This window comes from Gilvimarinus chinensis DSM 19667 (genome assembly GCF_000377745.1).
GTDB lineage: Bacteria > Pseudomonadota > Gammaproteobacteria > Pseudomonadales > Cellvibrionaceae > Gilvimarinus > Gilvimarinus chinensis.
This window is the reverse complement of the sequence record NZ_KB898706.1, coordinates 1,053,963-1,074,035: the sequence shown is the minus strand read 5'-3', so window position 1 is coordinate 1,074,035 and position 20,073 is coordinate 1,053,963. Positions and strand designations below refer to the sequence as shown.

General features: G+C 54.3%; 20 protein-coding genes. 3 read left to right on the top strand and 17 right to left on the bottom strand.

The features are described 5' to 3' along the window. Positions 1 to 32: 32 nt before the first annotated feature. The gene (locus D568_RS0105000; RefSeq protein ID WP_020208483.1) at positions 33 to 938 is read left to right on the top strand and encodes a histone deacetylase family protein; all 906 of its coding nucleotides are present in this window, start codon (positions 33 to 35) and stop codon (positions 936 to 938) included. Positions 939 to 999: 61 nt separating this feature from the next. Here the strand turns inward: D568_RS0105000 and cynS are convergent, their stop codons facing one another. From cynS to D568_RS0104975, 5 genes are all read right to left on the bottom strand, one after another. Then, positions 1,000 to 1,440: a cyanase gene (gene cynS, locus D568_RS0104995; RefSeq protein ID WP_020208482.1), complete on the bottom strand. Its 441-nt coding sequence runs from the start codon at positions 1,438 to 1,440 to the stop codon at positions 1,000 to 1,002. Positions 1,441 to 1,760: 320 nt separating this feature from the next. Beyond that, a complete protein-coding gene (locus D568_RS0104990; RefSeq protein WP_020208481.1) occupies positions 1,761 to 2,006 on the bottom strand; it encodes a hypothetical protein in 246 nt (81 codons plus the stop codon). A 1-nt stretch (position 2,007) separates the two neighbouring features. Further along, positions 2,008 to 2,814 carry a nucleoside triphosphate pyrophosphohydrolase gene (gene mazG / locus D568_RS0104985; RefSeq protein ID WP_020208480.1) on the bottom strand — a complete coding sequence of 269 codons (807 nt, stop codon included), beginning with the start codon at positions 2,812 to 2,814 and terminating at the stop codon, positions 2,008 to 2,010. Positions 2,815 to 2,872: 58 nt separating this feature from the next. Next, a complete protein-coding gene (gene relA, locus D568_RS0104980; protein ID WP_020208479.1) occupies positions 2,873 to 5,119 on the bottom strand; it encodes a GTP diphosphokinase in 2,247 nt (748 codons plus the stop codon). A gap of 216 nt (positions 5,120 to 5,335) precedes the next feature. After that, positions 5,336 to 7,798, bottom strand: coding sequence for a glycoside hydrolase family 3 protein (locus tag D568_RS0104975; protein WP_020208478.1), 2,463 nt, complete (start codon positions 7,796 to 7,798; stop codon positions 5,336 to 5,338). A gap of 251 nt (positions 7,799 to 8,049) precedes the next feature. Between D568_RS0104975 and glk the strand changes: the two genes are divergently transcribed. Beyond that, complete coding sequence (gene glk / locus D568_RS0104970) at positions 8,050 to 9,030, top strand: glucokinase (RefSeq protein ID WP_020208477.1); 981 nt, start codon at positions 8,050 to 8,052, stop codon at positions 9,028 to 9,030. A gap of 69 nt (positions 9,031 to 9,099) precedes the next feature. Here the strand turns inward: glk and D568_RS0104965 are convergent, their stop codons facing one another. Continuing rightward, complete coding sequence (locus D568_RS0104965) at positions 9,100 to 9,294, bottom strand: DUF3565 domain-containing protein (protein ID WP_020208476.1); 195 nt, start codon at positions 9,292 to 9,294, stop codon at positions 9,100 to 9,102. 59 nt (positions 9,295 to 9,353) lie between these two features. On the opposite strand from D568_RS0104965, the gene D568_RS0104960 reads away from it, so the two are divergent. Continuing rightward, entirely contained in the window at positions 9,354 to 10,223 is an 870-nt protein-coding gene (locus D568_RS0104960) for an EamA family transporter (protein ID WP_020208475.1), read from the top strand. A 29-nt stretch (positions 10,224 to 10,252) separates the two neighbouring features. Here the strand turns inward: D568_RS0104960 and D568_RS0104955 are convergent, their stop codons facing one another. From D568_RS0104955 to cobO, 11 genes are read right to left on the bottom strand one after another with little or no spacing between them, the layout of a single operon-like run. After that, a complete protein-coding gene (locus D568_RS0104955; RefSeq protein ID WP_020208474.1) occupies positions 10,253 to 11,125 on the bottom strand; it encodes a cobalamin-binding protein in 873 nt (290 codons plus the stop codon). After that, a complete protein-coding gene (cobD, locus tag D568_RS0104950) occupies positions 11,122 to 12,165 on the bottom strand; it encodes a threonine-phosphate decarboxylase CobD (RefSeq protein WP_020208473.1) in 1,044 nt (347 codons plus the stop codon). Before cobD ends, D568_RS0104955 begins: the two co-directional genes overlap by 4 nt. Further along, positions 12,162 to 13,082: an adenosylcobinamide-phosphate synthase CbiB gene (gene cbiB / locus D568_RS0104945; RefSeq protein ID WP_020208472.1), complete on the bottom strand. Its 921-nt coding sequence runs from the start codon at positions 13,080 to 13,082 to the stop codon at positions 12,162 to 12,164. The genes cobD and cbiB overlap by 4 nt, the downstream gene beginning before the upstream one ends. Next, a complete protein-coding gene (cobS, locus tag D568_RS0104940) occupies positions 13,076 to 13,849 on the bottom strand; it encodes an adenosylcobinamide-GDP ribazoletransferase (protein ID WP_020208471.1) in 774 nt (257 codons plus the stop codon). The genes cbiB and cobS overlap by 7 nt, the downstream gene beginning before the upstream one ends. Further along, complete coding sequence (locus D568_RS19310) at positions 13,833 to 14,432, bottom strand: histidine phosphatase family protein (RefSeq protein ID WP_020208470.1); 600 nt, start codon at positions 14,430 to 14,432, stop codon at positions 13,833 to 13,835. The genes cobS and D568_RS19310 overlap by 17 nt, the downstream gene beginning before the upstream one ends. Then, the gene (gene cobT, locus D568_RS0104930) at positions 14,422 to 15,465 is read right to left on the bottom strand and encodes a nicotinate-nucleotide--dimethylbenzimidazole phosphoribosyltransferase (protein ID WP_026286858.1); all 1,044 of its coding nucleotides are present in this window, start codon (positions 15,463 to 15,465) and stop codon (positions 14,422 to 14,424) included. Before cobT ends, D568_RS19310 begins: the two co-directional genes overlap by 11 nt. Positions 15,466 to 15,493: 28 nt before the next feature. Next, positions 15,494 to 16,021, bottom strand: a complete 528-nt coding sequence (cobU, locus tag D568_RS0104925; RefSeq protein WP_020208468.1) for a bifunctional adenosylcobinamide kinase/adenosylcobinamide-phosphate guanylyltransferase — start codon at positions 16,019 to 16,021, stop codon at positions 15,494 to 15,496. A 39-nt stretch (positions 16,022 to 16,060) separates the two neighbouring features. Beyond that, on the bottom strand, positions 16,061 to 16,837 hold the full coding sequence (locus D568_RS0104920) for a heme ABC transporter ATP-binding protein (RefSeq protein ID WP_020208467.1): 777 nt from the start codon (positions 16,835 to 16,837) through the stop codon (positions 16,061 to 16,063). Further along, complete coding sequence (locus D568_RS0104915) at positions 16,834 to 17,871, bottom strand: FecCD family ABC transporter permease (protein WP_020208466.1); 1,038 nt, start codon at positions 17,869 to 17,871, stop codon at positions 16,834 to 16,836. Before D568_RS0104915 ends, D568_RS0104920 begins: the two co-directional genes overlap by 4 nt. Then, entirely contained in the window at positions 17,868 to 19,346 is a 1,479-nt protein-coding gene (locus D568_RS0104910) for a cobyric acid synthase (RefSeq protein WP_020208465.1), read from the bottom strand. The genes D568_RS0104915 and D568_RS0104910 overlap by 4 nt, the downstream gene beginning before the upstream one ends. Next, the gene (gene cobO, locus D568_RS0104905) at positions 19,347 to 19,958 is read right to left on the bottom strand and encodes a cob(I)yrinic acid a,c-diamide adenosyltransferase (RefSeq protein ID WP_020208464.1); all 612 of its coding nucleotides are present in this window, start codon (positions 19,956 to 19,958) and stop codon (positions 19,347 to 19,349) included. Positions 19,959 to 20,073 lie beyond the last annotated feature (115 nt).

Sequence of the window (20,073 nt, the reverse complement as noted above, 5' to 3'; positions counted from 1 at the left end):
TTAAGCTCGCCTCTCGCTATTGAACCAACCGAATGACAATTCCACTGGTCACTCACCCCGCCTATTCGTTTGCCTTTCCCGGGCGCCACCGCTTTCCCATGGAAAAGTTTGGCCTGCTTAACGACTACCTGAGCGAGCAAGGCATACTTACGCCTAACAATACCTTCAGGCCCGGCGCCGCGAGCAAAGCCGTGCTTTACGGTGCACACTGCCCCGAATACATAGAACGTTTTTGTCGCAACGAGCAATCTGCCAGCGAAGTAAGGCGCATGGGCCTGCCCTGGAGTGAAGGCCTGCGCAAAAGAACGTTAATTTCTCCCAACGGCACGCTGCTCACCGCCCACCTTGCCCTAAGTCACGGCATTGCCTGTCATCTTGCTGGCGGCACCCACCACGCGCATTACGATTTTGCCTCGGGGTTTTGCATTATTAACGATTTAGCGGTTACCGCGCGCACCCTGCTCGCTCAGGGAAAAGTTAAAAAACTGCTGATTTTCGATTGCGATGTCCACCAAGGAGATGGCACCGCCAGCATACTAGCGAACGAGCCCCGCGCGATTACCTGTTCGATTCATTGCGAAAAAAACTTTCCCGCGCGCAAAGCGATTAGCGATATTGATATTGCCCTACCACCTGGTACTACGGATAACGACTATTTAGAGGTGGTTGAGAAAACCCTGACAGAAGTGATAAACCAAGCGCAACCCGAGCTGGTTTTATACGATGCCGGTGTCGATATTTACCGTGACGATCCGCTCGGTTTATTAAAGGTAAGCGAAGCGGGTATTGCCGAGCGTGATCACTTGGTGCTGAGCATTTGTCAGGCCCGCAACATACCCACCGCAACGGTTATTGGCGGTGGGTATGACGACGACCGCAAAGCCTTGGCCCAGCGGCACGCTTTGGTGGTAAAGCAAGCCCATCAGCTATGGGCTTAGCGCGAACCTCAGTTGACGCTCGCGCGACTTACTAACAGTAAGTACAGTAAGCTGTTCCCGCTTACCAGGTTTTGTAGGGCAAAAACTTACCGTTTAAGGTGAGCAGTACGCGGTCGCCTTTCGGGTCTTCAATTTTGTCCACTTCCATAGAAAAATCAATCGCGCTCATAATGCCGTCGCCAAACTTTTCCTGAATCACTTCTTTCAGCGTTTCGCCGTAAACGCCAACCACCTCGTACAGGCGATAAATCAGCGGATCTGTGGGTACGGCTTGATCCCATATTTTTGTGGGGAAGGCTTCTAAGGCTTTCGCAACCTCCTCGCCCAGCTCAAGATAGTCAGTAATTTTTTTGGCGGTGTCCGCAGGCGAGCTGTTCATACCCAAGCAGGCCGAAGCTAACCACACCGGCGAGACGCCAATGTCAGCGGCCATAGTTTCCCAGGTTAACCCTTTCGCGGCTTTGGCGCTTACCAGCGCATCGGTCATTGCTTGCTTATCCATAAAAACTCCTAACGGTTTCAATTTGCGTTAGGCTAGCTAGAGCAAGGCGTGGGCCAACTTATTATTTAGAAATTTTACGGACGCTCAGGCGACGAACAGCAAGGCAAGCGTTCAGACTTTATGGGCCAAAGTGTCTCGGGAAGCGACGAGATTCGCACCGAATTCTGGCAGGGCTATTGATAAGCGGGGATCTTTTCTGGAGCAAAAAAACAAGAAAGCGCACCAACGAAAGGCGCTACAAATAAATCGTGATGTGCCAACGGTAACGGCTCACTTATTGTCGCTTAACATTCACCAATGTTACAGATTGGATGAACGTATCATTCAGGCGTATTTATTAACCCTTTGATACGCGCCAACTCATCAGTCAAAGAATTATCAGGCATAGACTGGCCCGCACGGCGGTACCAGTAAGCAGCATTGGCCAGGTCGCCCTCTTCTCTGTGCAGGTAAGCATGCAATAAGCACGACAGCGTGTCATTGCCCTCCTGCACCAGCTCGTGTGCGCCATGCCAATCCCCTTGCTCAATAGCGGCGAGGGCTTTTTGCTGTACGGCGTTGTTCATGTCACAAGCCCTCTTGTTTTGCTTTGTCCCATAGGGCGTCCATTTCTTCCAGGCTCATATGCTCAAGTGGTTTAGACGCATTGGCTTCAATGTAGCGAAACCGCGATTCAAATTTTCGGTTCGCGCGGCGCAGCGATGCCTCGGGGTCTTGCTTTAAATAACGGCTGATATTTACTGCGGCAAAATACAAATCGCCCATCTCGGCCTCTACGGCATCCATATCGCCCGAGGCCAGTGCCTGCTCTACTTCTTCCAGCTCTTCACGCACCTTGGCAATGGGGCCTTTGATGTCGTCCCAATCAAACCCGGTGCGCGCCGCACGTTTTTGCAGTTTAGCCGCGCGGCTGAGTGCGGCTAGATTCAGCGGAATATCGTCAAGCGTACCGCGCACGCCTTTGGCCTCGCGCTCTTCCTGTTTAATGTCTTCCCAGCGCTGTTTAATAGCCGTTTCATCGGCGGGTTGATCGCCGTAGCGCTCGCGCAACTTTTCGTTGGGGAACACATGCGGGTGGCGCCGCACCAGCTTGGCCACTAAGGTATCCACCACCTGATAAAAATCAAATCGTTTCTCTTCAGTGCCGAATTGACTGTAAAAAATTACTTGAAACAGTAAATCGCCCAACTCTTCTTTTAAGTGATCCAAATCACCCCGCTCAATCGCATCCGCCACTTCGTAGGCCTCTTCAATCGTCGACGGCACTATGGTCTCGTAGGTTTGCTTTAAATCCCACGGGCAGCCATCACGCGGATCGCGCAAGCGTTGCATCAGGTAGATTAAATCGTCGAGGGTGTAGGTTGGGGTAGGCATGAATTTATATCCTGTGTCTTGAAACGTCAGACGTCCGGCATCAGACGTCCCACGTTAATCACAACTTCCTTCTCGCCGACGCGATATTTGGCAACTGATTTAACCGCGTCAGCACGCGACTGAGTTCATCAAAGCCGCGAATTTCTACGGTAATCAGCATATCCACCGAGTTTTTCTGTTTGTCGGACAGGGTTTGCATGGCGCTGATGTTGATGCGCTCGTGATCCAGCAGTGAGGTAATATCGCGCAGCAGGCCCGAGCGGTCGTAGGCCTCGACCATAATATCCACCGAGTAACTGCTCTGGGGCTTGCGACCCCAGTCCACTTTGATAATGCGCTCGGGTTCATCCGCCTGCAGCTGCAGAATATTACTGCAATCGGCGCGGTGAATGGAAACACCGCGGCCGAGGGTAATGTAGCCGGTAATGGCATCGCCCGGTACCGGATTACAGCAGCTGGCGATTTGCGTCAGCAGGTTACCTACACCCTCAATGTACACATCCGAATCTTTTTTCGTTTTCGGTGAGCGGGCTTTAAACGGAATAACCGGCTCTTTGGGATGCTCTTTGTCAATCAAGCGCTGGGCGGCATTAAGCACCTGGCCCACGCCGATATCGCTGGCCCCTACCGCGGCGTACAGATCGTCCAGAGTCTGCATATTGAGCTTTTTCGCGAGCGCTTCAAAATCTAAATCCAGCAGCGCCAGGCGTTTAAATTCGCGATCCAGCAGCGCCTGCCCTTCGGCGATATTGTCATCGCGGGCCTGCACTTTAAACCAATGCTGCACTTTGGCGCGGGCGCGAGCGGTGTTGACGTAACCAAGCGCCGGCGACAGCCAGTCGCGGCTGGGCGCTTCGCGCTTGCCGGTTAAAATCTCTACCTGATCGGCGGTATTCAGATGGTAGTTAAGCGGCACTATGCGCCCGTTCACCTTGGCGCCGCGACAGCGGTGGCCAACATCGGTATGAATGCGGTAGGCAAAATCCAAAGGCGTGGCGGTTTTGGGTAAATCCACCACATGGCCTTCGGGGGTAAACACGTAAATGCGGTCTTGATCGAAGGCTTTCAGATCATCCTGCAGCTGCTGCTCGCTGCTGCCACCCAACTCGTCGTGCCATTCAAGCACTTGGCGCAGCCAGGAAATTTTTTGTTCGTAACCATCCTGCGCGGCATCGGTATCTGTGCCTTTGTAACGCCAGTGGGCGCACACACCCAGCTCGGCTTCATCGTGCATGGCGTAGGTGCGCACCTGAATTTCCAGCACTTTGTTTTCCGGGCCGATTACCGCGGTGTGCAGCGAGCGGTAGCCGTTTTCTTTGGGCGAGGCGATGTAGTCGTCAAACTCGTGGGGGATGTTGCGCCACAGGCTGTGCACAATACCCAGCACGGTATAACAATCGCGCACCGTGGGCACCAGAATGCGTACGGCGCGAATGTCGTACACCTGAGAAAAGCCGATGCCCTTGCGGCGCATTTTACGCCAGATACTGTAGATATGCTTGGCACGACCGTTCACTTCGCCATCGATATTAGCGGTTTTCAGTTCGCCGCGCAAAAGCTCCAGCACATTGTCGATGTACTCTTGCCGGGCGATACGGCGCTCATCCAGCAGCGAGGCAATGCGTTTGTAGTCGGCAGGCTCCAGATAGCGGAAAGAGAGGTCTTCCAGCTCCCACTTAATGTGGCCAATACCCAAGCGGTGCGCCAGGGGTGCGTACACGTCTGACACCTCGCGCGAGACCTGGCGGCGGCGCGCGGGACTTGCGGTTTTTACCGCCCGAATGGCGCAGGTGCGCTCGGCCAGCTTGATCAGCGCAACGCGTACATCATCCACCATGGCCACCAACATTTTGCGGATGTTGTCGGCCTGCTCTTCGGATTGTTTACCGAATACTTTTTCATCGGACTCATTGCGCTGGTAGCTGATGGCCGCCATACGCAGTACGCCCTTAATCAGCTTGGCAACGGTTTCACCGAACTGAGCCTCTACCCCGGTGAGCGCCAGCTTGCCCTCGCGCACCGCGCGATAGAGCACGGCGGCGACCAGGGTGTCCTGGTCCAGCTGTAAGTCGGCGAGAATTTCGGCCATTTCCAGACCGATACGAAAGCAACTAGTGCCCTCGCCCCAGCTGTGGGGGTCGGTGCTCGGCAGAATATCCACACTTTGGCAGAGTTCGCAGGCGCGCTTAATTTCGGCCAGCGTGGGTGAGCTTTGCTGTTCGATACCTTCAAGGCGCTGGAGCCAGGCATCGATGTCGACACTGCCGTCTGCGGCAATGGGGTGATCTTGGCGGACTTTAACCATAGTATTTTCGCTTGCGCTGCGTCTGGCGCTTATTTTTTGTCTTCCCGTGCAACGGGAGATCCGTAACGCGCGTAAGACACGCGTAGGCGACAAAAGTTCTCAGCACCAACATCCTGTGAGGCGGCTATGGTAGTCATTTATGAGGGTTAATCAAGCCCGCCGGAAAACGGCGGGCTTGATTTTCACTTGCGTGATTTAAGGTTGGCTTACTCGATGTTAACAGGCACTTACTTCTATGGCTTTGCCCGCCTTATGTTTTTGCACCTCAACGAAGGAAAAGCGTAAATCCAGCGCGCCCTGAGTAACCAATGTAAAAGGCTCCAGAATGCGGTAAAAGAACTCTTCCGGTGGCAATACCAGGCCAAAATCTGAGCCTACATCTGGGAACAGGTGCAACGGCACCGTGACCTTTGCCCAGCCTTTATCCGCAAGACTTTTTACCGTATCGGTGATATCCAGGTCTGAATTACTGTTGGGGCCGCAGCCTAAACGCAGTGTAACCGGCGCGGTGGGAGCGCTATCAACACGCAGTTCGAAGACCAGCGCGCCGTCGTTCTCTAAATAGTCCACCATCACCTGGCGGTCGCGGGTGGACAGCGCCACAAACCCCTCGCCTTCCCCATTCCACAGCGCGCGGCGAGCGTCTTCCTGTACTTCGCGATCAACACAGCTAACGCTGATACTGGTGGTTTCAGCGGCATTGCCGGTTAAGGTTACGCGGTCGTTTTTGCACCCCTCAAGGATAATACTAAAGGGCTCCATGGGGCGGCGATTAAACACGGGCATTTCATCGCTGGCCTCGAAGCTCGCGTCGTATTCTTCGGGCAAGTCGTCGCCAAGGGTGTCTACCTCACCGTAAGTCAGACCAAAACCGTAGGGGAACAGTGGGTCATAGTCGGTATCGCCCACATTTAGAGGGCCCTGATCTGGCGTGCGCGGCCAAGAGAAAGTCAACTTGCCTTTTATGGGGTGCGCGATCTCGCCACTGGCCGTGGTAAAGAGCACATCGCCAACACCGGCACCCTCAGTGCCCGGTTGCCAAATCACCACAAAGGCATCGGAGGCATTCAGCTCGCGGTTTACCCATAAAGGCCGCCCGGTAATAAACAGTGAAACGACCGGAATACCCTCGGCTTTTAGCTTCTGCAACAGCGCCCAATCGCGGCCGGCTGATTCTTTGTACAACAAATTTTGTACATCGCCCTGCATTTCGGCATAGGGCGACTCACCCCAGACCACAATGGCGACGTCGGGCTTTTCGCTGTAAGCGCCGTCTTGATTAAATTCCACATTGCCGCCAGCGCTGGTTACCGCATCGCGAATGCCGTCCAGCACACTGCTGGCGCCAGGAAAGTCTTTACGGGTGGTGCCTGTACCCTGCCAGGTAACCGACCAGCCACCGGCCTGCTTGGATAAGTTATCGGCGCCGTCGCCAGCCACCAGTATTTTTTGTTTGGGGTTAAGCGGTAACAACTGATTTTTGTTTTTCAGCATCACCAAAGATTCACGCACCGCCTGACGGGCCACGGCGCGGTGCTCGGGAGAACCGATAACCTCATCGCGACCGGCGAGTGGGCGAGCAGAGGGTTTTTCACGCTCGAACAAACCGGCCCGCAGTTTCACGCGCAAAATACGACGCACGGCATCGTCGGCACGCTCCATGGGAATCACACCGCTGTTGATTTGCTCCACGGTGTTTTGAAACAGTACTTTCCAGTCCGGGTCTGGCACCATAAAAATATCCAGCCCGGCGTTAATGGCCTGAGGGCAATCCAGCACGCTGGCGCCCTCGATAAAGCCGTGACCGTTCCAGTCACCTACCACCAGGCCATCAAAACCCATGGTGTCTTTTAGTACCGTGGTTAACAGATGTTTGTGGCCGTGCAGCTTTTCACCGTGCCAGCTGTTGAATGAGGCCATCACACTTTGCACACCCGCCTCAATAGCGCTGATGTAGCCGGCACCGTGAATGTCGCACAGCACTTGCTCATCATCCACACAGTCGCCACGGTCGATGCCGTTGATGGTGCCGCCGTCGCCGATAAAGTGCTTGGCTGTGGCAATCACATGTTCGGTGTTGAGAAACTCATCGGCATCGCCAGCCCCCTGCAGGCCTTCAACCATTTTGGCGGCATAGTCGTAAACGATTTTCGGATCTTCCGAGTAGGACTCGTAAGTTCGGCCCCAGCGGTCGTCGCGCACCACGGCAACGGTGGGCGAGAAATCCCAGTCGATACCAATAGCGGCAATTTCGCGCGCGGTTACTTCACCAATTTGACGAATCAATTCTGGATTGCCGGTCGCCCCCAGAGCGATATTATGGGGAAACAAAGTTGCACCGACTACGTTGCCCACGCCGTGTACAGCATCTGTGCCCCACATCATAGGAACGTACACCTTGCCGTCTGAGCAATCGGCGGCGGCATCAAAAAAGCTGTCGGCCAGCGCAACCCAGTCCGAGGCTTTGGCGTAACGGTCGTTGTTGGGCACAGAGCCGCCACCGTTCAGCACCGAGCCGATGTGGTAGTCTTTAATATCTTGCGGGGTTACCTGTTTGATTTCAGGCTGAATCATTTGCCCCACTTTTTCCTCTACGCTCATCTGCGCGAGTATTGCTTCAACTTTTTCCTCTATAGCGGGGTCGGGCGCAACCACACTGGTGACTTTGGGCCAAGGCACAATTTACCTCCGAAGGTATCTGTCAGGGTTTTGTCGTCGCTATTTTTATGTTGGGCATTTTTATGGGCAGACGCCTTATATCAGGCGCACTAGCATAGCGAATTGCGGCGCAAACTACACCATTATTGACAGCGCTGTCAATTCAAACTAGACTGCTCACAAACTTATATCGATAACATGGCCACCTCTGGGCATTTAATTGTCGAATAAGTAAGATAAAACAAAACGTCTGCGCGAGGAGATGCACCCCAATGAGTATTATTCTGGTTGCCGATATCGGCGGTACCAATGGCCGTTTTGGACTGGTTAACGCCTGTAGCCACAACAAAGGCTACAACGCCGAGCAGCAAATCAGCTTGCCAAGCGCCAACTATGACACCCTCGCCGATATGATTCGCGATTACGTGAAGCAAGCGGGCGTCGCCATGCCCAAGTTTGCCTGCCTGGCGATCGCGGGGCCGATTCAGGACGGCCATGTAAAAGTCACCAACCTGAACTGGGAGTTCTCCATCTCGCGTCTGCGCGATGAGCTGAACATGCAGGCGCTGGATGTCATTAACGACTTCTCTGCCCTCGCCTACGCCGTGCCCCATTTACAAAAAGGCGATACCGCGAGCCTGTATTGCACCGATGCCAACCCCTACGCGCCCATCGGCGTTATGGGCCCCGGCACCGGTTTTGGCGCTGCACTGCTTGCCCCGGTTTCTACTGGCTGGAAAATTATTCCCACCGAAGGCGGGCATTGCAGCTTTGCCCCCACCACCGATACCGAAATCGGTATTTTGCAGGAAATGCGCAAGCACCATCCGCATGTTTCCATTGAGCACATGCTGTCGGGCCAGGGTTTGGTCTCTATTTATAAGTCGCTGGCCGCCCTTAAAGGGGTAGACGCAGAAGACTTGTCCCCTGCCGATGTCAGCGAACGCGGCATTAAACACAAAGAAGCCCTGTGCGAAGAAGCGGTACAAACTTTCTGCGCTATTTTGGGCGGAGTCGCAGGGGATAAAGCCTTAAGCTGGGGCGCCATGGGCGGTATTTACTTAGGCGGCGGCATTGTTCCCAAAATTGCCAATTACCTACCTCAAACCGACTTTATTAAGCGTTACTTAAACAAAGGCATTATGCGTGGTTACGTTGAAGACATTCCCGTGCGCATGGTTACCAATGACAAAGCCGCACTGATTGGTGCCGCCGCCTGGCTGGTGGATACCACCCAAGCGCTGCAGTCTTAACCTGCGCATGTTGAACGCCCGATGACATTCCAAGTTATCGGGCGTTTTCCTAACACTGTCACCACACGCTCAACATTTCAGTTCATCGCAAAGCTTACACTCCAACTTATAACCTAACATAGCCGCACGCCCCATTTCGGTGGTGACCCAATCGCGCACCACCCAGGGCGGGTTATGGCGCACGTGCTGGTTATGGCCGCAGGCAAGCTCGGCAACCCAGTGGTCTTCTTCATCTTTGTGATAGCCAACAATGGGCTGTTGCATAGTGTTGTTCCTACGCTGTGTTAAACTCCTCGCCCCATCACCCTCATTGCTTACTCAACATGCCATTCAATTCTGTACCTGCCCTTGCGGTTTTATCAATTGTCACTATTGTTTGGGCGTTTAGTTTTTCTTTAATTGGCGTTTATTTAAGCGGCCAGGTCGACAGTTACCTGGCGGTTCTGATTCGCGTGTCTTTAGCATTGGCGCTATTGTTGCCGTTTTTTCGTCCCGCGCAACTGCCATTTAAAACCCTTGCCATGCTAACCGGTATCGGTGCCTTACAGGTAGGCGTTACCTACCAGTTTCTCTACCACGCTTTCAGTTATATCAGTGTTGCTGAGGTTTTACTGTTCACGATTTTTACACCGCTGTGGATTACCTTAATTGATGAGCTGATTTTACGCCGCCAACACCTTCCCCTGCGCTGGTGGGCGGGCTCGGCCCTAGCGGTTGCCGGTGCGGCGATTATTCGCTACGAAAATATCAGCGCCGATGCCCTGACCGGATTTTTATTAATTCAGGCCGCCAACCTGTGTTTTGCCGCCGGTCAGGTTGGCTATAAACGGCTAGAGCTTGGCAGTAGCCGCACGCAGGTACACACCTTTGCCTGTTTTTTCTTAGGCGCCACCTTGGTGTCGGGATTGGGCACCCTGCTTTTCACCGATTGGACGCGTGTGCCCACTACCGCCGTGCAGTGGTCCGTACTGGTGTGGCTTGGCCTGGGCGCCTCAGGTTTTGGTTACCTGGCCTGGGCCATGGCGAGCAAGCGCGTTAATACCGGTCAGTTAGCCACCATGAACAACCTGCTGATTCCCGCCGGAATTTTGGTGAACATTGTGTTCTGGAGCCGCGACGCCGAATGGGGCCGATTGCTGCTGGGCGGTTTAATCATCACCCTGTCTGTGTGGGTGTGCCGTAAAAAACTGTGATGCCTCTCGGTGCAAAGCAAGCTTAAGGGCTAGTCTGTCCTGACCCTGGCAAGCTGTTCGCACAGTAAATCTGCACCGTCTAAAATTCGCAGCGTGTGGCGTTGAATAATATCCGGCGGTACAAAATACAAATGCTGATTTTCTACCGCCGTAAGGGCCGGGTATTGCTTCCATTCGTCTAACCACTCTGGGCGTTGCTCACCCATGCCACTGGCCACAATCGCCTCCGGGTTACGGGCCAGCACCGATTCAATATTGATTTTTGGCGCTAAAGAAATGGCATCGGCAAAGGCGTTGCGCCCACCGCATAGGCGAATCACATCGCTGACCAAGTGCTCACCATTCAGCGTCTGCAAGGGATCATTCCACACTTGATAAAACACGCTGACGGGTTCTGCTTGCTGATAACGAGCTTTCAGCGTGTTGTAGCGGTGCAACCACTGTTGCGCTGTGTGCTCTGCAACCTCCGAGGTGCCTGCTAAAGTGCCAATGGTGCGCACCGCGACGGCAATGTCCTCCATGGTGCGTAGCTCATCCACATACACCTTAAGCCCCAAACGCTCTAATTGCTGCGCTACGTCAGGCCCATTACCGGAGGCCCAGCCAAGCACCAAGTCTGGCTTTAGCGCCAGCACCGCTTCGTAGTTAACGGTTTTGTAGCTGCCTACCTGCGGAAGCTGCTGCGCCTCGGGGGGATAATCACTGTAACTGACAGCGGCCACCAATTTGCCGCCCGCCCCGGCGCTGTATACGTTTTCAACAATGTGCGGAGCCAGGGCCACAATACGCTCTGCCGGTTGCTCCAGGCGAAGCGTTTTACCCCGCGCATCCACAACTTCAATTTTATCGGCATAAACGTTTACGCCCGCCAGCAGTGCCAGCCACAAAAAAACAATTCTCATAATTTCCATTCCTGTTGTATGGCGTGCAGCGCCGATTGCAAACGCACGTTATCATCATCGGGTAAGCCAAAGCGCAAATACGCCGTTGCAGAACGCCTGCATTGATAGCCCCAGCGTGTGTAGATACCACGCGCCGCCAATGCGTTATGCAGAGCGTGTAACAGAGCCTCATGCCCTGCCAAAGAAATAAAAAGCCCTGCACCAGATAGCGTAATTTTAGTTGGTAGCCGCTCGGTAAAAGCTTGAAGAAGCGTTGTCAGCGATTGGAACGTGTTATCAATCCGCTGACGTTGCGCTTGCTGCCAATCGCGGTCTGATAACGCCTGCTCTGCCACCCACATCGCAGGGCCACTGACCCCCCAGGGTTCAAACAGGTGCTTTATGTTTTTAATTTGTGCATGACAACTTAAAACAAAACCGACGCGAATGCCCGCAAGGCCAAAGAACTTTCCCACCGAACGCAAGACGACTAAACGTGGTTGCTGCGCCACGAATGCGGCCATCGTGTGCTCTGGCTGAAAATCCATAAAAGCTTCATCGACCAACAACACACCCGCAATGCTCTGATAAACCTTTTGCAAATCAGCGCGACAAATTCGTTGCCCGGTCGGGTTATTGGGGTTAATAACCACCACATGATCAACTGCGCCGTTTTTGGCTAGCTGCAATAACTCGTCGGCGGTTGAATAGAAAACCGGCGTGTGGCCAGTGTTTGTCCAGTGATATTGATGTTCGTGATAACCGCAGCTTGGCAGAGCCACTCGCGCCGCCGGCAAAAAACGCGGCACTGCCGCAATCGCGGCCTGAGTGCCAGGAACGGGGAAAATACACTCGGCGCTTACCCCGTAAACGTTTTGCGCTGCATTCATTAACGGGATTCGATCAATCGGTAAATGTTGCCACACGTGACTGGGCACCTGGCTAACCGGATACCCCCACGGGCTGATACCCGTGGATAAATCTTGCCACCCGCCCGCAGGCAGGCCAAAGCGTTCGGTCGCGGCTTGCAGGTTACCGCCGTGCTCGCAGACATCGCTCACGAGTAAATACCCCAGCATAAAAGCACGAGCAACATCAGCACACACGTATTGGCGCGGCCTACTAAACGGAGCCCCGCTTGTAAGCCTTGAGCACTCGGCGCCCTGCCAGGCGTTATGGGTTTAGCGCACCACTTGCCATGATAAAAAGCACCGCCCCCCACACCAATACCCAACGCACCCGCGCCACTGGCAATAACCGGCCCGGCGTTGGGGCTGGCCCACTGGTGCGCGCACTGGCGCCAGACTCGAACCGCCCCAGCGGCGTCGCCACAGGCGGCAAAAGCCAATGCACACAGCCGCGCGGGTATAATATTTAGCCCGTCATCCAGACGCGCTGCAGCCCAGCCAAACTGCAGAAACCGATCCGAACGATAGCCCCACATGGCATCCAGGGTGTTGGACAAACGGTACAGAATTACGCCCGGCAGCCCCGCCAGCGCAAACCAAAATAGCGGAGCGATAACCGCATCGGACGTGTTTTCCAGCAATGACTCGGTCGCTGCGCACGCGACCTGATTTGCATCAAGCGCTTGGCAGTCACGGCTGACAATTTTTTGCACCGCCTCTCGGGCGGCTTGCAGATCTTTGGTGTTGAGCGCCTTAATGACAGGCTCAATATGCAACTGCAAACTTTTACCACCAAGGGCAAAGTACAACCCGATTGCACCACAGAAAATGGCCGTAAAAGGTGAGGTAATAAGCAGCCACCACCAGAGTACCGCAGCGGCTAAGCTGATAGGAGAAATGAGTACAAAGACCGCTAACAACCCCCGTAAGCGACGATAAGCACCGCGATTTAGTCTTGCCTCCAGGCGTGTGGCTAAACCACCAAAGCCTACTAAAGGATGCCAGCGGCGCACCTCGGCAAAACGGGCATCTAAAACAAAACCCAGCAATAGCGCTAAGGCAATTACCACACGGCCACCAATGTAATCAGCACCAAGGTCTCTGTTAATTCCACCAGCGCGCCTAAACAGTCGCCGGTGTACCCGCCAATTTGTTGCTGCCATAGCGCGCGCCAATACACCAGCAACGCCGCCACCGCCGCTACAACAATAGTGGCGCTCACCAAGCCCAGCGTTAACACCGCCAATGCCGACATCAGCAGAGTAATTAACCACAAGCGCTGGCTATTGGTGGCCAGATTATCCGGCACTTTACCTTCGTAACGGGCGTATTCGGACAATGCAACAAAAGGCAATATCGCGGTGCGGGCAATCACTGGGGCGATAATCAGTGCAGCGACCATTTGCCAGCTGGTGGCCATGCTCGCCAGCGCAGAAAACTTAACCAACAGCAACAACACCAGAGACACTAACGCCACCGCGCCACAGTTGGGGTCGTGCATAACGTGTAAAATTCGCTCGCGCCGTTGCTCGGCATCCACGCATTTATGGCCAGCGTAGTAAGCGTCTATGCAATCGGCAAGGCCATCTAAATGGAGTGCCCCGGTAACCCCAACCCATAACGCCAGCACCAAAGCCGCGTTTAAAAAATCACCCAACCCCGACAGCGCAACCGAGAACGCGGCCAAAAGAATACCTATCACCACCCCCACCGCAGGATAAAAATACACCGCCTGAGTGGATGTATGAGCGCCGGGTTTTTGCATCCAGCGACCGACGGGCAGGCGGGTTAAAAACACCAGTGCAAATAAAAACGCCTGCTTAGCTTGAGTAAACATAGTCGCTCTCTTGAGGGTACAACACCGATAATTGCCCCTGCTTCAAGGACAGCGAGGCACTGAAACCGTAACCGGCTTTTAGCTGCATCATCCACGCCGGTGGTTGTTGATTGGCGATGCTCAACAACAGTTTGATGACACCGCCGTGAGTAATCAGTAGGGTTTTTTCCTTTTGGTCGTGCTTGGCTAAACTCAATACAGCGTTTAATACACGCTCACGAAAATGATGAAACGCCTCGCCGTCCGGCGGGCCATTTTTTTCCGGGTCACGACTCCACGCCAGCACTTGTTCTTCGCGATCACGCCAAACACTTTCTATCAACTGGCCTTCCCATTCGCCGTAATTAATTTCTTTAAACGCGGGCTCAATGGTTAAGGGCAACTGGGTTTTACTGCTCAGCTGTTCGGCAAACAGGCGGCAGCGCTGTAGCGGTGAACTGACAATACTCTGCCAGTTAGCTGTCAGCTGCTCCAGACCGGCATTCATTTGTTGCCAACCGTGTTCGGTTAGGGCAACGTCGGTGTGACCGCGAAAAATTTGCCCACCTTCACATTCACCGTGGCGTAATAAATCAATCTGCACCGGAGACTCCCGCCTCATTAAAGGTGGCCATCTGGTTGTGCAGCGCCAGCGCCTCGCGAATAATGCTCGCGGCCAAAACCGCGCCACTGCCTTCTCCCAAACGCATGTTCAGCTGCAATAAAGGCGTTGCCTGTAGTTTTTCAAGCACAAGTTTATGCCCTTGCTCTTCAGACTGGTGAGCGTAAACCAACCAGGGGTTCACACCGGGGTTAACGGCCTCGGCCACTGCCGCTGCCGCAGTGGCGATAAAGCCATCCACCAACACCGGCGTTTGCGCCTGGGCGCTGGCAAGAAACGCCCCCACCAAGGCGGCAATTTCAAAACCGCCCACACACTGCAAAATTCCAAGCGGGGTGCTCAGCTGTGATTGGTGCCGCGCCAAGGCTTTCGCAACCAATGCGGTTTTGTTGGCGAGTGTTTTATCATCCACCCCGGTGCCGCGGCCGGTGATGACCTCGGCGGGCAAACGAAACAGCGCCGCAAAAATAGCGGCGGCTGACGTTGTATTGCCTATGCCCATTTCACCGCCGATAAATACATCGGCGTTGCCTGTTTGTTCAGCGCCCATATTCAGCGCTTTTATCAGTTGCGCTTTTGTCATGGCGGGCTCGCGGGAAAAGTCAGCCGTACCGCAAGCGATAGGCGCGTGAACGACAGGAAGCTGCGAGTCGATGTCATTGGCGCAACCGACATTGACGGCGCGAAAGTCGGCGTGAATATTTTTCGATAACACGCACACAGCTGCACCGCCTGTGGCAAAATTTTGCAGCATTTGCGCCGTTACCGCCTGCGGAAAAGCCGACACGCCCTGCGCCACTATGCCGTGATCGGCAGCAAAAATACGCACCAATACTTTGTTCAAAACCGGCTTTTCTCGCCCTTGAAAACCGGCAAAGCGCACAGCGATGGACTCCAGCTGCCCGAGCGAACCCGGTGGTTTAGTGAGCTGAGATTGTCGCGCCCGCGCGACGTCCATTGCCTTAGCGTCCGGGGCTGGAATGGCTTGAGTAAGCCACGTTGGAAATTCATTCATAACTCTGAGTCAACCCTTTACGACTTTTCTATGCTTTTAGCGTTACCGGCAAACCCGCTACCACTAAGGTGACCGTTTTCGCGCGCTCTGCCAACGCTTGATGCAGCCAACCACTGGCATCGACAAACTCTCGCGATAAAGGGCCCAAAGGAACAATACCCGAGCCCACCTCATTACTGACAAATATCCAATTGGGCGTTACGCCTTTTTCGTTAGCCTCATCAATTGCCTGCAACAGGCTGGCTTTTTGCGACTCCCACTGGCCGTGGTGCATACAGTTACTCACCCAAAGCGTCAGGCAATCCACTAACACGCAGGTATCGCGGCTCTGGTTTTGCTTTAACTCGCTCGCAAGGTTAAGTGGCTCTTCGAGGGTCTGCCAGGGCGCACCTCGGTCTTGTTGATGGCGCTGTATACGAGCGTGCATTTCTGCATCACCGGCCTCGGCGGTTGCCAAATACCGTAACTGACCGCCGGTTTGCCGCTGCCAGGACTCGGCCTGCTGTTGCGCAAACCGGCTTTTGCCGCTGCGCGCGCCTCCTAGAATAAGCTGCATAATGTACCTATTGCCTCGCGTACCTATTGCCTCGCGTACCTATTGCCCCACCACAATGGGTTTACCCGTTTTAGGATGTGCGATAACCGTAACCTCGGTGGCAAACACATCGGCCAAGAGTGATTCGGTAATCACTTGCTCCGGTTTCCCCGTGGCCACACATTCGCCATTATGTAATACCAGTAAGTCATCGCAGTAGGCAGCGGCCAAAGTTATATCGTGCACCGTCATTAACACGGCGACTCCGCTTGCCGCGAAATCGCGCACCGCGCGCATCAGTTGATGCTGGTGGCCGATATCCAGGCTAGTGACAGGTTCATCCAATAGCAGCAAACGCTCGCCCGCATCTTCCGCGCGCCAGATTTGCGCCAGCACCCGCGCCAGTTGCAAGCGCTGCTGCTCACCACCCGACAAGGTTGGATACAAACGGTTGGATAAATGCAGCACGTCCATGGCGGCCATGGCCTCAATGCAAATTTGCGAATCAATACGCGCGCCTGTGCTGTGGGGCCCGCGCGCTAACGACACCACCTCGGCACCGGTAAACGCAAATGACAAAGTGTTGTGCTGACTGAGCACCGCCATTTTTTTCGCCCGCGCAGCACTTGACCATTCAGCCAGCGGCTGTCCAGCAAAATCCACAGTTCCATCAGCGGGAAGATCATGGCAAATGGCTTTCAGCAGCGTTGTTTTACCTGCGCCATTGGGGCCGATAATCGCCGTCACCTGCCCTGCATTCAGCTCGACACTAAAATCGTGCAGCAGCGTTTTATCCGCGATGGTGACCTGTAAATTACGCACAGACAACAGGCTCATTGCACCCACCCGCGCTGACGCTTAAGCAGCACAATAAAAAAGGGCGCGCCCACAAGTGCGGTCACTAAACCCACGGGCAACTCGGTGGGTGCGAGCGCAGTGCGCGCCAGGGTATCGGCCAACAAGAGCAAGCTGGCACCACCCAATGCCGATAAAGGCACCAGCGCGCGATGATCCGGCCCAGCCCATAAACGCACCATGTGGGGTACCACCAAACCAACAAAGGCAATACTGCCCGCCATAGCGACCGATATACCCACACCCAATGCCACCAGTACAATTAACAAGGTTTTCAGGCGCTCTACATCCACGCCCAAATGCCGCGCCTGGGATTCGCCCAACAGCAAGGTGTTTAATTGCCGCGCACACTTACCCATACTGCACAGCAATAACGCCAGAATAACCAACATAATGCCCGCGCGGGTGCCGGTAGCACCATCAAGCCCGCCCATGCGCCACAAGCTCATACGTCGCAGTTGTTCGTTATCCGCAAAATAATCCATTAAGCCGGTTAAGCTTGCCGCCAGCGCCGTAACGGCAATACCCATCAGCAGCATAGTCGCCACCGAGGTGCCGTTAATTCCGGTTGCCACCCGGTACACCAGCCACACACATACCAGCCCGCCGGTAAACGCACCAACCGATACCAGCGACAATCCGCCGAACGTACTGCCCCACAGCGCACCGCCGCCAAGAACAATCGCAAGGCTAGCGCCCACCGAGGCACCCGCCGTCACACCAATAAGAGAAGGGTCGGCCAGCGGGTTACGAAACAGCCCTTGCAAATACGCACCACAAACCGCCAGTACGCCGCCTACGCCCGCGGCAAGCAATGCGCGCGGTAAACGAATGCTGGTAATAATATCGCCACTGTATCCGGCAAGCTCAGCGCCCAGTAAAGCGCGCAACACATCCATAGGGGCAATCGCAACGGCGCCTAAACCCAAGGACAGTAAAAAACTAACGCACAGCAATGCCGAAAGAAAAAACGCGCAAAGTTTGATTCGCCGACGGCGACTGCTGGCAGGCGTCATGACCGAACCCCAAGCTTGGATAACCACTGGGGGTTTAGGTGCGCTTCCAGGGTATCGGCCAGTCGGTTAATTTGTCTTTCGCGGTAGCGTTGCAAATCAAATGGTTGAGAATCACTAAGCCCTGCCCACTGCAATATTAACGGCAGTGCAGCGGGTGAATCGAACAGACCGTGACAATAGGTGGCGAACAACTGGTTGTCGGAACTCAGCGCTCCGTCGGGAACTTTTTGGCCCGCTTTCGTAAACACCAGCGGCGCGTTTTCGCAAGAATGAGCAAACGCTGGCCCTTCGCTCACACCACAGTGAATTTCATAGCCGCTGACATTGGCCTGCTGCCCGTTTAGCTGCAATGTTCCCTGCACATTGGTTAGCGTTTTTGACGCGGTTAAGCGCGTGGTAAAGTTCAAAAAGCCAAAGCCGGTTATCTCCCCTGGCGTATCTTCTATGCCCTCTGGGTCCGAAATATTGTTACCCAGCATTTGCAAACCGCCGCAAATGCCCACTAGTTTTCCGCCGTAACGCAAGTGCTTATTGAGTTTTTTTTGCCAGTTATTGCGCTTAAGCGCGGCGCAGTCGGCGCGCACGTTTTTGCTACCCGGCAGGATGATTAAATCGCAGGGGGGAATTTCATCGGCCACAGAAATATAATGTAAGTTCACCTGCGGGTGCAGACGCAGTGCGTCAAAATCAGTGTGATTGCTGATGCGCGGTAATACCGGCACCACCACCGTCAATTGCGTATCGCTTAATTGTTGCGCGCGGCTGATGGCGTCTTCGGCGTCCAGATAAAAATCGTGCAAATAGGGGATAACCCCCAACACCGGTTTGCCAGTGTATTCCTCAAGCCAATCCAGACCCGATTGCAGCAGCGCCATATCGCCGCGAAAACGGTTAATCACAAAGCCTGCAATACGCGCTCTTTCACTTTCCGACAGCAACGCCAGTGTGCCCACCAAATGCGCGAACACGCCGCCCTTGTCGATATCGGCAATTAATATCACCGGGCAGTCGACGGCCTCGGCAAAACCCATATTGGCGATATCGTTTTCGCGTAGATTAATTTCCGCTGGGCTACCGGCGCCTTCCACCAAAACGCACTGGTATTGATTACTCAGCCGACCGAAAGCGTCAAGCACAGCCGCTTTTGCCGTGGCTTTATAATGGTGATAATCCAACGCCTGCATAGTGCCAATAGCCTGGCCGTGAATAATCACTTGCGCGCCGGTATCGGATGAGGGCTTAAGCAGTACCGGGTTCATGTCCGTATGGGGGGCCAGCTTGGCAGCTTGCGCTTGCAATGCCTGAGCGCGGCCTATTTCTCCGCCGTTTTCGGTGACCGCACTGTTTAAAGCCATGTTTTGCGGTTTGAACGGAGCGACCTTAATCCCGCGCCTTTGCAGCAGGCGCGCCAGCCCCGCTACCAGAGTACTTTTACCGGCATCGGAGGTGGTCCCCTGCACCATTAAACAGGTCACTTAGTAATCCACACCTTTGCGCGCTTTAATGCCCGACTTAAACGCGTGTTTGATATCTTTCACTTCGGAGACGGTATCCACCAACTCTTGCAGCGCACTGCCGCCGCCGCGACCGGTGACCACCACACTCTGTTCAACCGGGCGGTTGGCAATGGCGTCTAACACCATTTGCTCGTCTAAGTATTTATAGGCAATCATATAGGTAAGCTCATCGAGCACCACCAGATCGTAGCTGTCATCGGCTAGCATTTTGCTGGCCACGGCCCAGGTTTTTTCCGCCTCGCGGATATCGCCGCTGCGATCTTGTGTGTTCCAGGTAAAGCCCGTGCCCATTTGGTATAAATCCACCTGGGGGCACTGATTTTTTATATACAGCTCTTCACCGGATAATTGTTCACCCTTAATAAACTGCACCACACCAACTTTATGACCATAACCCAAAGCGCGCATGACCATACCAAACGCCGAGCTGGATTTGCCTTTGCCATTGCCGGTTAACACAATGGCTACACCACGTTCGGTGCTCGCCGCTTCAATGCGTGAATCCACCTTGGCTTTTTGTTTTTCCATCGCCTTTTTATGGCGTTCGTTTTTGCTCTGCTCGTCGTTCATGGTGTCTTACCTTTTAAATTGTCAATGGCATTAAGGGCTTGGGGTGGTTACGCTTAAAACCGTCGCCCGAGGGATTCGGGCGCCGAGCTCCCAGGGATGGGTTTACAGCCTGTTT

Bases quoted from the DNA above. Each gene is read 5' to 3' on its own strand.
- D568_RS0105000 (WP_020208483.1), top strand. From the start codon at position 33: ATGACAATTCCACTGGTCACTCACCCCGCCTATTCGTTTGCCTTTCCC.
- cynS (WP_020208482.1), bottom strand. From the start codon at position 1,440: ATGGATAAGCAAGCAATGACCGATGCGCTGGTAAGCGCCAAAGCCGCG.
- D568_RS0104990 (WP_020208481.1), bottom strand. From the start codon at position 2,006: ATGAACAACGCCGTACAGCAAAAAGCCCTCGCCGCTATTGAGCAAGGG.
- mazG (WP_020208480.1), bottom strand. From the start codon at position 2,814: ATGCCTACCCCAACCTACACCCTCGACGATTTAATCTACCTGATGCAA.
- relA (WP_020208479.1), bottom strand. From the start codon at position 5,119: ATGGTTAAAGTCCGCCAAGATCACCCCATTGCCGCAGACGGCAGTGTC.
- glk (WP_020208477.1), top strand. From the start codon at position 8,050: ATGAGTATTATTCTGGTTGCCGATATCGGCGGTACCAATGGCCGTTTT.
- D568_RS0104965 (WP_020208476.1), bottom strand. From the start codon at position 9,294: ATGCAACAGCCCATTGTTGGCTATCACAAAGATGAAGAAGACCACTGG.
- D568_RS0104960 (WP_020208475.1), top strand. From the start codon at position 9,354: ATGCCATTCAATTCTGTACCTGCCCTTGCGGTTTTATCAATTGTCACT.
- D568_RS0104955 (WP_020208474.1), bottom strand. From the start codon at position 11,125: ATGAGAATTGTTTTTTTGTGGCTGGCACTGCTGGCGGGCGTAAACGTT.
- cobS (WP_020208471.1), bottom strand. From the start codon at position 13,849: ATGTTTACTCAAGCTAAGCAGGCGTTTTTATTTGCACTGGTGTTTTTA.
- cobT (WP_026286858.1), bottom strand. From the start codon at position 15,465: ATGAATGAATTTCCAACGTGGCTTACTCAAGCCATTCCAGCCCCGGAC.
- cobU (WP_020208468.1), bottom strand. From the start codon at position 16,021: ATGCAGCTTATTCTAGGAGGCGCGCGCAGCGGCAAAAGCCGGTTTGCG.
- D568_RS0104920 (WP_020208467.1), bottom strand. From the start codon at position 16,837: ATGAGCCTGTTGTCTGTGCGTAATTTACAGGTCACCATCGCGGATAAA.
- D568_RS0104915 (WP_020208466.1), bottom strand. From the start codon at position 17,871: ATGACGCCTGCCAGCAGTCGCCGTCGGCGAATCAAACTTTGCGCGTTT.
- cobO (WP_020208464.1), bottom strand. From the start codon at position 19,958: ATGAACGACGAGCAGAGCAAAAACGAACGCCATAAAAAGGCGATGGAA.